This window comes from Tenacibaculum sp. nBUS_03 (assembly GCF_051201695.1).
Classification (GTDB): Bacteria; Bacteroidota; Bacteroidia; order Flavobacteriales; family Flavobacteriaceae; genus Polaribacter.
The window spans coordinates 1,292,501-1,304,962 of sequence record NZ_CP179214.1 but is presented as its reverse complement, the minus strand read 5'-3'; the positions used below and the strand labels follow the sequence as shown (position 1 = coordinate 1,304,962).

The window sequence follows — 12,462 nt, the reverse complement described above, 5'->3', positions numbered from 1 at the left end:
TCGCAAGGAGAGGTGCCAGAGTGGTAATGGAGCAGATTGCTAATCTGTCGACGGGTAACTGTCGCCAGGGTTCGAGTCCCTGTCTCTCCGCAATTAAGATGACTTATCGGGGTGTAGCGTAGCCCGGTCATCGCGCCTCGTTTGGGACGAGGAGGTCGCAGGTTCGAATCCTGCCACCCCGACATTGTTTTCGTAGAAACGTAAAAACTACGGGCTCTTAGCTCAGCTGGATAGAGCACCTCCCTTCTAAGGAGGCGGTCGAAGGTTCGAATCCTTCAGGGCTCACATAAAGCTTCACTAGAAATAGTGAGGCTTTTTTGTTGTTTGAAGTTTTCTTCTCAGTAGTAGTAATAATTAGAATAACGTATTTCTATGAATTAAGTTAAGAATCTATAGGTTCTGAAAAAGATACTAATTTTGTATGCATATAAAACACCTTACACCCTTTCTAATTTTTCAGTGATTGCAAATTAGAAAGGATATTGTTACAGGTACGTTGATGTCAGTTTTTCTAATAGCTCAGGATTAGAAGGTCTTATTTCATCAGGACTAATAATTTTACCTTGTTTATCTAAAAGTATAAATCTCGGTAGAGAGCCAATATCATAAAATTTTACAAAATCTGAATTTGCACCAGAATAAAGTTGCATTCCTTTAATTGAATTTTCAGTAATATACTTCTTCCATTCCTCAAGTTTTCGATCAGTACTAATGGAGATGATTTGAAGTTCATCATTTTTTGAAAAGTGTTCTTCTAGTTCTTTTAGAAAAACGTATTCTAATTTGCATGGCTTGCACCATGTAGCCCAAACATCAATGTAAACGTATTTATCTTTAAAGTCTTTTAAAGATATAGTATTGTTATTTATATCTGTAAAAGTAAAGTTATTGCCTATTTCATTGACTAATGATCTTTTGTACAAGTATTTTGTGTTTTTCTGCTTAAGAATATCAGAGAACTTATTAAACTTAACTCGAACATAGTCACTTAAACTATCAATTATATTTAATGATATTCCCCTTTCATTAATTAAGTCTCTTTTTTCATGGATAAGTACTTCAAGCTCTTTTTGTTCAATTCCATTTCGAACTAATTGAGTCAATTGATTTTGATGTTTTTTAGAATAGGCTAAGAAATTATTAGGCATCTTAAAACTTCCGGTATATAGTATCGATTCATAAGGTTTGTTCTCGTCTAAAGCAAAAGATATTCTACTATTTGGAGAGATTAATAATTCACCTAATTCTTTCTGTTTTCCATTTGAAAATGAATAAATTTGATATAGTTTATTTTCTTGTATATTCATTGTGTCTAGTGCTCTATTTGTCTCTTTAAATCTTATAATAGACTTAATTTTCCATGACATTTCTTTGTCGTAAATAATTAAGCTGTCTAGAGTTTTGTGATTAGTAGTTATAACTTCAATTATAGAAAAAGAATTTTTTATTTCTTCTTTACAACCAAAAAACAGAATAGATAATAGACATATAATTAGTGATTGTTTAGTCATTTTGGATAGAATTTTTATTGATTTTGTATATTACAATCACTAAATTTAATAAATAAAAGCTAAATAGAAAATCCCTGAGAATTTTTCAAGTAAGTAATTACATGTATTGTTTTAAAAATTTCTTAAAACAACACATGTATTAAATTTGATACCAACTTTTACTATTTTAGTTGAGATTTAAAACTGGTAATCTGAACCCTTTAAAAATTAACCAAAGTGGAAGAATTAGTTGAATAAGCCCTATCGGAAGAAGCATATTCATACTAATACTATTTCCTAAAATTGAAAACAATATTTCAATAAACATAAGAATTACGGCTATTACCCCAATAATTGAGATGATTTTTGGAATTAATTTAGATACATACAGGGTATAGTATAAAACAAATACAGGAAGGCAAGAAATTAACAAACTAAAATAGTGTGACCACCAATGTTTTTTATAAATAATATTGCCTAATGTATTGAATAGGTTCGAATTGTTACTTCTATTTTTAACATACTCTTGACTTAAATCTAAAATTGATAGTGTACTAACATTATCAATGGATATAGCAATAAATGTTAATATGTTAAATGCTAAATATAAATAAGCTAACGTGTTACTATGTTTTTTTAAAATCGGTAACAAAATTGTAGCTATAATAACAGATGTTACACCGCTTAAAAATAAAAGTAAGGTTGAAAGAATGATTTTATTTGAATTTTCTGAAGTAGCTGTTAGAAAATCATCTGAAAATAGAAAAGGACCTTGTAAAAATTGATAGACTGCAACACCTGTTACAAAAATGAATAAGAATAATAGTCCTACAATTCTTCCTTTTCTTTTATTTGATTCCATATCATGGTTGATTAGTTGATTCGATTTAAGACGTTTTAACAACAAAAATGTTACAAGATATCTTAAAATCAAATTAAAGAATCACGGTTTGTATAATTCAAGTAATTTGGTTTAGTAATTAACTAAATATAATATTTTGATTTAGCATTTCTTTTTTAAATAACGGATTTAATATTCAGGAATTTTAGTTGCTTTTATTTTAAATCTTTGCTAACTATATGACTTTTCTCTGTTGTGTATTCTTTTATTTTTTACCAGGGTTAAATAAAATTTATATTCTGTAATGATGATTAGCCCAATTATTATTAGTTCAAGTATAAAATAAATACATCCTAATTCAGTAATTTTTTCATAATACTTAATTACCATCCCAAGAGAAATCAGCGAATAGATGATATTACTAATTATTAATATTCTTAAAAAAGTACTCCAATTTGATTTAATAAATTTATTACAACACATTGAGTAAATAAATAAGCAAAAAGCAATTCCAGATAATAGATATACTATTTTTTGGGGCATTCCGAAATATTGTTCCAATTGTGCTAAAATTCCGAATAATAAGATAGCAGTTAATAATGCTCCGAAAGCATCAATTAAAAAAATCCGTTTTGGATGAGTTTTAACTTCGTTCAGAAAATCTTGTTTCCAATTTAATATTTTCAATATTTCCATTTCTAAATAACCATCATAGTTAAATTATAATTAAGATTGTAAATGTTTTCCTTTTAAAAATCATTGTCGAAAAGTTCATCTGTATCTGTAGTAATTAAACTTCATATAACTTCTGATTATGCTGGGTTTTTACTATGGTTTAGGTTTTGTTTAGCGTAGCGCTGTTATTTAAAAGTTCAGCTAAGTATTAATTTTTTTTAATTCTCTTTTTATCATAAAATAAAATACTGAAATTGAAATTAACAATAATCCTAAGTAGGAATATCCGATAAGTGATGTATGCGTGTCTTCATGTCCAATTAAAAAAGGAAACATAACTAATGATAAGCTTCCTAAAATTCCAAATACTGCTATGGTTACAACTTTTCCAACTAGGTGTAATTTTCTTATAATAATTATAGTTTTATTTTTAATTTGTTTTTTGCTTTTTGTGTTTATTCAACCTCAATTTTAAATATTCTGATTCTACTCAAGTACTGAATTATGCTACTGAAATCATTTTTTTGAATAAATATTTTTGAATACTTTTAATAATCTTCTCTTCAAATTTACTGAATTTTTCGTTTACTTCGTACAGAGTATTTTTGATTCTAAAGCCAAATCAAAATATTCATCAGTTTTGTAAAATGATCATATAATTTTTAACAGATTTAAAGTGTCTTTAGTATTGATATCAAGAAATCTACAAATTAAATTCAAGGTTTTTCTAAGAAGTTCACTCTCGTTACGTTTAATTTATTGAGTTATACTTAAGTTTACTTTTGTAGACCCCTTCAATTCCCTCATTACAAGGTGCCTTTTTTCTTTCTTAATCCTTTAATTTTTCCGATTTCGTTCATCATTAATTTCACTTTTTTATAATCTATTTATGAATCCGTGATTTTGATAGAGGTTTGTTTACAGAGTTTATATGACATTATTAACTGTTTGTAAGTTTTATTTTGATTATACGCACCGGTTTGCAGGATGAAAAGAAGCTGAATATTTTGTGCAATTTTTTAGCTAAAACTAAAGATAATACGAAAGGTTTAGAAGAGAAACCATAGTAGATAAGTTTGTCTACAAAATTTGAAAAGTAACAAACAGTTTGGTCAATGTGTTAATTTATTTTTTTGATTACTACTTTTTATATTCGTAATTAATTATATGTTTTGTAATTTTTTTATATTTAACTCCATAAGAGTCATTTCCAGAACAAATCAATGGGAAAATAACTAGCATTCCACAGCCACCTGTATCGTTATCTATAGTTAAATTTCCATTTGGTAGAACTCCGATTCTTGTTTTTCTACTTCTGTAAACATTAAAAACACCATAAAAAAGAGGAAATTTTAAAGAAGCATTTATAATAAAATAATTTTTTCTCAATTTTCCTCTAAGTGTTTTTTCTTCTAATAATTTATTGCCTTGAAAAAGTTCAGCTTTAATCCTTTTTTCATCTAAAGTGGTCAATCTCATAAAATGAGTTGAATCGGGTTTATTAATACAATTAAATTCAGTTTTAAAATCAAAAGCAGCATCTAAACTCATTCCTCCACAATGTTCGTTTTGATTTAATTTGTAATCACCATTAATTGCCTTTAAAGAATTTACATTGTTAATTTTCTTATTATCATTAGGCTGAATTCTTTTTAGAGTTGAACAAGAAAAGAAGATTCCAGTTATTAATATGAGTATAGTTTCTTTTTTCATTTTGTATGCAGATACTGTTTTGGGTGTACGTCGTTTTGATTTTTTATGCACTTGTTGTTTTCAGTATTTACAAATAAATATACATCTTTTTAATATGTATTTAGTTAGCTACTACCTTAAAATTAGGTTAAATAGCTTCTTCTTTACACTGATTTTTTTTTTTGTATAAATTTTATATTGTATTGTTTAAGTTTTTCTTCAAAAGAAGTATTGGTATCAACTGATAAAAGAGTGATCTGTTTTATACTATGATGTTTCGATTTCTGAATTTTAATTCTTGAGCTTCCCATTTCAATTATATGTAAGGAACTAGAATTAATTCCAAAAGAGTCGTTAAAGTCACTAATATATTTTTCAGGATTCTCAACACTCACATCAATTTGTTTAATCCCAACAACGTTATTTTGATGAACAAAAGCCTTTTCTTCAGGAAATCTACTAGGTGTATACTCAGACATTACAAAAGGAAGTCCCTCTTGTTTAAAGGCAAATAATTTCCATTGTACTATTTCATTTAAATGATTTTTTCTTTTCATTTTTAGTAGTTTGGATTTGCTTTTTGATGTTTTATGAAACTGATCGATATTTTGGCATATAATCGAAAAATCTAGAAATTGTTCTTTTGAAGTACAATATTTAGCGAATCGTTTAAATAGAATACCAAAATAATTAAATACACCTTTCCTTGAAAGAAACCTGAAAAATGGAGGGAATTTTGTTTGGTCAATTAGTTCTAAAAAGGAACGATCCTGAAAGTAAATCATAGCATGATGACAATTGTCTTTATTATTCCCATAATAGACTTGAAATCCAGCATTCTCAAAATCTGAAACAGCGCTTTTTAAATTTTCTACTCTTATAAGTATATGGTCAATTTTCATATTTTCAAAATTATCCACAACGGTGTTTTTATATAGGATTGATTAGTTGTGATTTTCATACTAAATATAAGCGTAAGTTATTGTATTTTGGCGAAGGAAATAATTTTTTAAATAATCTAAAATTACCAATTGACTAAGTATATTATATAAAGTGTAATTTACTTTAATCTTTTTAAGAAATCCTCAAATGAATTATATCTTGCTTTGATTTTTCCGTTTTTATTTAAAACTAAATAAGTTGGAAAAGCCCGTATTGCCATATCTTTTGTTACTTTTTTTAGAGAATCAATCTCTCTATAATTTCTCCATTTGTAATTGTGGTCTTTTAAATATTTTTTCCATTCAGAGAAATTTGAGTCAGTTGAAATTCCAATTAGTTCTATATTTTTTTCTTTAAGAAATTTCAATTTTTCGAAAATCAACTTATGATCTCTGGCGCATGGAGGGCAATTAGTGAACCAAAAATCTAGAATATAAATTTTTGACTTATCTAATTCAATTGAGGATAGTTGATTCTCAATATTAGAAAATTCATAATTTATTATATTTAAATAATTTACTTTTAGTATGTTTTCTATTTTTTCATGAACATTTATAAAGTGATTTTTTACAATATGGGTTTGGGTTGAAAGAATATAATATAGCTTTCGAATTTTTGATCTATTATTTTGGTTTCTATATATAAATGTGTTAGCTAATGCAAGTGATAATGGGCTATGAATATTTTGACTAATTTTATCAAGTAGAAAGTTGTCAATTGTTGTACTATCAGCTTTATTTTTAATTAACTCACTATATTTTTTGGTAAAATTAATAGCAGTATAATATAAACTTGAATTTATTACAGAATCAATTTTAATCTTTTCATTTAGTGTAACATTTATAATAACATTGTTTCCATTTAACCAAAGTTGTTTTGATTTTCTACCATTGTTAGTATAAAAAATACATTATATAAATCATTTAAATTTTCTTTAAAGCTAACTTTTATAGTATCCCTGTAAGGGATTATAAAACTTTCGGTCTGACCAATGTTAGAAACCCAAACACTATCAATTTTAGTTTCGGTTTTTGTAACCAGAGTAATATCAGCTAATTTTTTTTTCAAAAAGAACTGTTGATTTTTTAGTTTCATCATCATTTGAATCGATAGTATTGCTGTAACTCATTTTTTGTGCAACTATGTTTGTACTAAAATAAATAATGAGTAGTAGTTGAAAATGCTTCATTTTGTATGTGTATAAATTGTTTCTAGCTTTTTAAATATTACCAGATCATAGGTTTATCTTAGTAATTTAATTTTTTATTTATGCATTATAGTAATAGTGTTTATATATTCCATACACCTTTACTTTGTTCAACTACCTGCCCGCCAATTTTTATGCTGTAAGTTTCATTGTTTCGCTTTCCTTTCAAATGTATATATGATTTTCTGTTCAATTGAAATCCTTGTTCTACAATTGCAGATACTTTAGGACATTCATTTTTTAATAAATATGAAAGAAAACAGCCATTAGCGCTTCCTGTAGCAGCGTCTTCTAACAAGCTTTCATGTTCAATGCAAAACATTCTCGCATTAAAATTGTTCACTTTTTCAAAAGTTTCTTCAGTTACAAAAAACAAAGACGTTGTTAACCCATTTGAACTGTTTGTTTTATATTTTTTATGAAAACGTAAAAACTCAATAACTATTTTTGAATCAAGTTTTAGTTGATTCATTTCTGCTAAACTATTAACAGGAATTATAATATAAGGTAATCCCGTACTTATTTCTTCTATTGGTTTTTTTAGGTTTAAAGTGGTTGTTTTTATCCCAAGGCCACTAGCAATCTCTCGATGATTATATGTTGATACAAACTCTGGTTGTGCTTGCTCCATAATAAAATGGCTATGTGCTAAATCATGAATAGAGGTTAAATCAATACGGATATTGGAATGTTTTAAATTCAGGGTTATCTCTTTTTTTGGTCTTGTTAATAGGTGTTTTGAAATTACATAGGCAGTTCCTAAGGATGGATGCCCTGCAAAAGGAACTTCATATTCAGGGGTGAAAATTCGAACATCAAAAGATTGGTTGTTATGATTTTTTTTAATGAATGTTATTTCAGGGAAATTTAATTCTTTTGCAATGTTGAGCATGTTTTTAGTAGATACTTGATTTTTTAAATCAATAAAAACTGCTAGTTGATTTCCACCGTATTTTAAAGAAGTAAAAACATCTACTAAATAATATTCTATTTCTATCATTTTCGTTAAGTATTTGTCATATTTGTTGTGATGTAACTTTTTAGTATGAATTAATAAATTTTTGTTTTTCAATTCTTTCAAAGAGAATTATAATTTCTTAATTCAATCTTTATTATTTCTTATTAAAATATTTTTGTGCATACTTGGTGTCAAATTTTATTTTTTTACGAGTTTCAGTTTTCATTTCGTTTGATATTTGTTGTCATTCTATACCTATACATACGTAATTTTATTTAAGATGTGCTCCTTTTTTTAGGTCCTAATTTAGTATGTAGTTACAGGGTATAAAATACGTTAATAATATATAAGGTTTTTTATGGAACTCAAACTGAATCCTTGAAAATAATATCTTACTAATACATAAATTATAACCAACAGAACGGGTAAGGAGTTCGAAGCTTTATTATATTTTTTTGGTATTCCATAATGAAATTGTTGACGCAGTAAAAAACACAACAAGAATAAGATTTAAGTAACCACCGCATAGTATTGTCCAAATAGTACCTGATAAATTTTTGCAAATAGGATTTTGAATCAAAAAAGGAATCAACGGAAAAAAGAGAATTATCCATCTAGGGTATAAAGTTTTTCTTTTCCATACTTGAGTGATAAACAAAATAGATAAAAGTCCAAAAATTGGATAAACAAACAACCTTAAAACGGTATTAGCTTCTGAAGCTAAATATGTAGCTCCATTTATATCAAGGTTGTTCTGAGTAGCCAATTTAGCAGATGTTGCAATAGCAATATATGCTCCGTGAATAATACCATAAGCGGTTAAGATAGCTCCGAAACAGAATACTATAATATTTCTTAAAATAGGAGTAGTAGGCTTCAATGCATGGTATACTTGAACCAGTCCAAGCATGTAAAACCAAGTGGCTATTAATGAGGTAACCCCACTCGCAATAATTCTAAAATCGGAAGCATTTCCCATATTTTCTATAAAATTCGTGTTTATTGGATCATAATAAAAAAGCATATCCCCAGTAAACAAAGTTAGTCCACCTAATATTCCAAATACCCCTAAAGCTTTAATCCAAAATTGACTTATTTTCATCGATTATAAATTTTTTGTATTGTATAAAAACAACTGTATACTCAATAAAATTCTCATTTATTTTTTATAATTCCAATTTCATGGAATTATAAGTAAATATAGATAAACATTATCTTAAATACTTAACTATGCCAAAAATCAGGCTGATTTAATATATCAAAATATGGTTTTATAACTGTATTCTTTTAAGGAAGAGTTTATTTTTAAAATGAAATACTTATCTTTAAATTCAGTTAATAGTTGCAAAATAATAGCTAGAATGCTAGACTTTTTAAAAAAAACAGGAAAATTAGAACCTTTTGAAATCAAAAGTAGTAGTTTGGTACTAGCTTTAGTTTCTCCTGGGCTATATATTTATTCTATTCTAATATCTGAATATAATTTAAAAGCAGTAGAAATCCCTTATATGCGAGAGGTTTTTGTAATTCTTTTTTTAATAGTTGGCTTATTACCATTAACAAAAAAAGAGAGTGTAGTTAATTATTATGGAATCTATGTGTTTTTAATACTTTTCGTTTTCCAACATTACTTAACCTATACGGCCGCGCTTAATAATTTTTCGATAGACTATTTGTTAGGAACCTATATAGTTATGTTTGGCGCTATTCTAATGCTCAATAATAGAGGACTAATATTAGTGTTTAGTGCATCTCAACTTTTACATATGTGGTATAGAGTTTCATTAGTTGATGCAGATATTGTAACGGAAGGAGCTATACTAATGTCTACAGCTACTATATTCATATACTCATTTATAATATTAAATGGGTTTATAAGGTATCGCCAAGGTTTATTAGAGGCAAATCAAAATTTAGAGAGTAAAATAAAACAACGAACATTAGATTTAGAAAATAGAGCGAAACAATTGTATGAAAGAAATAAAGACCTAGAAGAATTTGCTTATGTAGTTTCTCATGATTTAAAAAGGCCACTCCGTAATATTCATGCTTTGGCTAGTTGGGTTGTTGAATCTGATAGTTCTTATGGTAATAAATTGAGTGAAGTGACTGAAAATTTAGTCACATTACAAGAGCAAGTAGATCAAATGGATTTACTTATTAATGGAATACTAAATTATTCTCTTCAAATGGATAAAGAAAAAGAAGTGAAACTTGTTGATGTAGATAAATTGGTGAAAAGAATTAGTATGGTTAATTCAACGAATAAATCTGTTATTGAAATAAAAAATAAACTACCCAAGCTTCTATTTAATGAATCACAGTTATTGCAAGTTTTTCAAAACTTAATTCAAAATGCTATCAAGCATAATGACAAAATAACAAGTGAAATAGAAATAGATTATAAAAAAGTAAATAATGAACATGTCTTTTCTGTTTCAGACAATGGTCCTGGAATAGAAGAGAAGTATCATGCCAAGATATTTCAGTTGTTTCAAAAGTTAGGGATAAAAAGTCATATCGATTCTATTGGAATAGGATTAGCTTTAGTAAAAAAGATCATAGAGCGTAATGGTGGCAGAATATGGGTAGAGAGTATTTTAGGAGAAGGGACTACTTTTTTTATCACCATTCGAGAGCATTAATTTTTTTACACTATAATATAAGTATAGTGTGTTCCGTTAGAAAAAACTAACGTCGGGCTTTCCGTGCTCGCTTTTTGTTTAAAAAACAACCAAAAGAGCTCAAACAACTGCTTCAATCCCTAACACGGTTTTATTAATACTTTCTTGATATATCAATATAACATGATTCAGTTTGCTGTAAATAGTAGAGGTATGAAGTAACTTTATAGATGAATTCACCTGGTAATAATAGATGAGTGCCTCAAGAAACCGCCAATGTTTATTAAAAGGCGAAAAGAATCTATAGTATAATATATTGTTGATTAGTTGGTTAAGAAAAACTTCAGAAATAAGTTAAAAAAAGTCATTGCTATGTTAGAAAAGGGTTCTATATTTGCACCCGCAAACGGATAAGCGTATAGTTTAAAAGTAAGCAAAGTTCATTAAAATAGGGTTTAGAATATATTATTAAAGAGTTAAAAAATAAGTTAAAAAAAGCTTGTTTACAACAAATTAAAGTGAGTATATTTGCAGTCCGAATTTTACAGAGTAGTTCATTGATTTAGTCGGGTTTACAAATTAGAAAAAAACTTCAAAAAAGTTTTTGTCAGAATAAAAAAAGTTTGTAGGTTTGCATCCGCTTAGCGAAAGCGGTAAGAGTTAAGAAATTTTGGAAAGGTTATTAAAAAGCCAGTTAGTTCGATTCTAGCGTTTCTACAAGAAGTTGATTGAGGTTTTGGTTGAGAGATATCAAGTATTAAGATTAACAAAGTTCATTGAAAATATTGAAATTGACAGCGTAATTAAAGAGTAGAATTACCACGATCTAATTAGTTAGATTAAAAAAATTCTTTTGAAACTTATTCATTCATAATATTAAAGATTATACAATGAAGAGTTTGATCCTGGCTCAGGATGAACGCTAGCGGCAGGCTTAACACATGCAAGTCGAGGGGTAACAGGGGAGCTTGCTTCCGCTGACGACCGGCGAACGGGTGCGTAACGCGTATAGAATCTGCCTTGTACAGGAGGATAGCCTTTAGAAATGAAGATTAATACTCCATAATACTGATATGTGGCATCACACTTTAGTTAAACATTTATGGGTACAAGATGACTATGCGTCCTATTAGCTAGATGGTAAGGTAACGGCTTACCATGGCAACGATAGGTAGGGGGTCTGAGAGGATTATCCCCCACACTGGTACTGAGACACGGACCAGACTCCTACGGGAGGCAGCAGTGAGGAATATTGGTCAATGGAGGCAACTCTGAACCAGCCATGCCGCGTGCAGGAAGACTGCCCTATGGGTTGTAAACTGCTTTTATACAGGAAGAAACAGATCTACGTGTAGGTCCTTGACGGTACTGTAAGAATAAGCACCGGCTAACTCCGTGCCAGCAGCCGCGGTAATACGGAGGGTGCAAGCGTTATCCGGAATCATTGGGTTTAAAGGGTCCGCAGGCGGTCAATTAAGTCAGAGGTGAAATCCCATAGCTTAACTATGGAACTGCCTTTGATACTGGTTGACTTGAGTTATACGGAAGTAGATAGAATGTGTAGTGTAGCGGTGAAATGCATAGATATTACACAGAATACCGATTGCGAAGGCAGTCTACTACGTATATACTGACGCTCATGGACGAAAGCGTGGGGAGCGAACAGGATTAGATACCCTGGTAGTCCACGCCGTAAACGATGGACACTAGTTGTTGGGATTTATCTCAGTGACTAAGCGAAAGTGATAAGTGTCCCACCTGGGGAGTACGATCGCAAGATTGAAACTCAAAGGAATTGACGGGGCCGCACAAGCGGTGGAGCATGTGGTTTAATTCGATGATACGCGAGGAACCTTACCAGGGCTTAAATGTGGTCTGACAGCTTTAGAGATAGAGTTTTCTTCGGACAGATCACAAGGTGCTGCATGGTTGTCGTCAGCTCGTGCCGTGAGGTGTCAGGTTAAGTCCTATAACGAGCGCAACCCCTATCGTTAGTTGCAAACAGGTAAAGCTGTGGACTCTAGCGAGACTGC

The 12,462-nt window shown here is 29.2% G+C and carries 10 protein-coding genes, 3 tRNA genes and 1 rRNA gene (1 of these 14 running past the window's edge); 5 read left to right on the top strand and 9 right to left on the bottom strand.

The genetic code is table 11. The annotated features are described in order from the left end of the window. Window positions 1-6 precede the first annotated feature (6 nt). The 3 genes from ACMFBB_RS06040 (at window position 7) to ACMFBB_RS06030 (ending at window position 285) form a co-directional block, all read left to right on the top strand. Window positions 7-90 (top strand) — tRNA-Ser (locus ACMFBB_RS06040). A 17-nt stretch (window positions 91-107) separates the two neighbouring features. Then, a tRNA-Pro gene (locus ACMFBB_RS06035) sits at window positions 108-182 on the top strand. A gap of 29 nt (window positions 183-211) precedes the next feature. Further along, window positions 212-285, top strand: a tRNA-Arg gene (locus ACMFBB_RS06030). Between the two features lie 200 nt (window positions 286-485). On the opposite strand, the gene ACMFBB_RS06025 is transcribed toward ACMFBB_RS06030, so the two are convergent. The 9 genes from ACMFBB_RS06025 to ACMFBB_RS05985 all read right to left on the bottom strand — a co-directional run bounded on the left by ACMFBB_RS06025 (window position 486) and on the right by ACMFBB_RS05985 (window position 8,907). Further along, a complete protein-coding gene (locus ACMFBB_RS06025; protein WP_435263550.1) occupies window positions 486-1,511 on the bottom strand; it encodes a TlpA family protein disulfide reductase in 1,026 nt (341 codons plus the stop codon). Window positions 1,512-1,677: 166 nt separating this feature from the next. Beyond that, complete coding sequence (locus ACMFBB_RS06020; protein WP_435263549.1) at window positions 1,678-2,352, bottom strand: DUF4386 domain-containing protein; 675 nt, start codon at window positions 2,350-2,352, stop codon at window positions 1,678-1,680. 210 nt (window positions 2,353-2,562) lie between these two features. Continuing rightward, window positions 2,563-3,027, bottom strand: coding sequence for a hypothetical protein (locus tag ACMFBB_RS06015; RefSeq protein ID WP_435263548.1), 465 nt, complete (start codon window positions 3,025-3,027; stop codon window positions 2,563-2,565). Between the two features lie 1,119 nt (window positions 3,028-4,146). Next, window positions 4,147-4,719: a hypothetical protein gene (locus tag ACMFBB_RS06010; RefSeq protein WP_435263547.1), complete on the bottom strand. Its 573-nt coding sequence runs from the start codon at window positions 4,717-4,719 to the stop codon at window positions 4,147-4,149. A 143-nt stretch (window positions 4,720-4,862) separates the two neighbouring features. Then, window positions 4,863-5,600 (bottom strand): VOC family protein, encoded by a 738-nt coding sequence (locus ACMFBB_RS06005; protein ID WP_435263546.1) that lies wholly within the window; start codon window positions 5,598-5,600, stop codon window positions 4,863-4,865. Between the two features lie 158 nt (window positions 5,601-5,758). Further along, window positions 5,759-6,100, bottom strand: a complete 342-nt coding sequence (locus tag ACMFBB_RS06000) for a TlpA family protein disulfide reductase (protein ID WP_435264271.1) — start codon at window positions 6,098-6,100, stop codon at window positions 5,759-5,761. A 401-nt stretch (window positions 6,101-6,501) separates the two neighbouring features. Then, window positions 6,502-6,708: a hypothetical protein gene (locus tag ACMFBB_RS05995; protein WP_435263545.1), complete on the bottom strand. Its 207-nt coding sequence runs from the start codon at window positions 6,706-6,708 to the stop codon at window positions 6,502-6,504. Window positions 6,709-6,929: 221 nt separating this feature from the next. Next, window positions 6,930-7,847: a PhzF family phenazine biosynthesis protein gene (locus ACMFBB_RS05990; protein WP_435263544.1), complete on the bottom strand. Its 918-nt coding sequence runs from the start codon at window positions 7,845-7,847 to the stop codon at window positions 6,930-6,932. A gap of 403 nt (window positions 7,848-8,250) precedes the next feature. Continuing rightward, a complete protein-coding gene (locus ACMFBB_RS05985; protein ID WP_435263543.1) occupies window positions 8,251-8,907 on the bottom strand; it encodes a DUF6796 family protein in 657 nt (218 codons plus the stop codon). Window positions 8,908-9,115: 208 nt separating this feature from the next. Here ACMFBB_RS05985 and ACMFBB_RS05980 point away from each other — a divergent pair, with 208 nt between their 5' ends. Together ACMFBB_RS05980 and ACMFBB_RS05975 are read left to right on the top strand one after the other, a co-directional pair. Further along, window positions 9,116-10,450 carry a sensor histidine kinase gene (locus ACMFBB_RS05980; RefSeq protein WP_435263542.1) on the top strand — a complete coding sequence of 445 codons (1,335 nt, stop codon included), beginning with the start codon at window positions 9,116-9,118 and terminating at the stop codon, window positions 10,448-10,450. A gap of 866 nt (window positions 10,451-11,316) precedes the next feature. Beyond that, a 16S ribosomal RNA gene (locus ACMFBB_RS05975) occupies window positions 11,317-12,462 on the top strand (it continues 373 nt past the right edge of the window).

Excerpts from the sequence above, each read along its gene's own strand:
- ACMFBB_RS06025 (WP_435263550.1), bottom strand. The coding sequence starts at position 1,511 with ATGACTAAACAATCACTAATTATATGTCTATTATCTATTCTGTTTTTT.
- ACMFBB_RS06020 (WP_435263549.1), bottom strand. The coding sequence starts at position 2,352 with ATGGAATCAAATAAAAGAAAAGGAAGAATTGTAGGACTATTATTCTTA.
- ACMFBB_RS06015 (WP_435263548.1), bottom strand. The coding sequence starts at position 3,027 with ATGGAAATATTGAAAATATTAAATTGGAAACAAGATTTTCTGAACGAA.
- ACMFBB_RS06010 (WP_435263547.1), bottom strand. The coding sequence starts at position 4,719 with ATGAAAAAAGAAACTATACTCATATTAATAACTGGAATCTTCTTTTCT.
- ACMFBB_RS06005 (WP_435263546.1), bottom strand. The coding sequence starts at position 5,600 with ATGAAAATTGACCATATACTTATAAGAGTAGAAAATTTAAAAAGCGCT.
- ACMFBB_RS05990 (WP_435263544.1), bottom strand. The coding sequence starts at position 7,847 with ATGATAGAAATAGAATATTATTTAGTAGATGTTTTTACTTCTTTAAAA.
- ACMFBB_RS05985 (WP_435263543.1), bottom strand. The coding sequence starts at position 8,907 with ATGAAAATAAGTCAATTTTGGATTAAAGCTTTAGGGGTATTTGGAATA.
- ACMFBB_RS05980 (WP_435263542.1), top strand. The coding sequence starts at position 9,116 with ATGAAATACTTATCTTTAAATTCAGTTAATAGTTGCAAAATAATAGCT.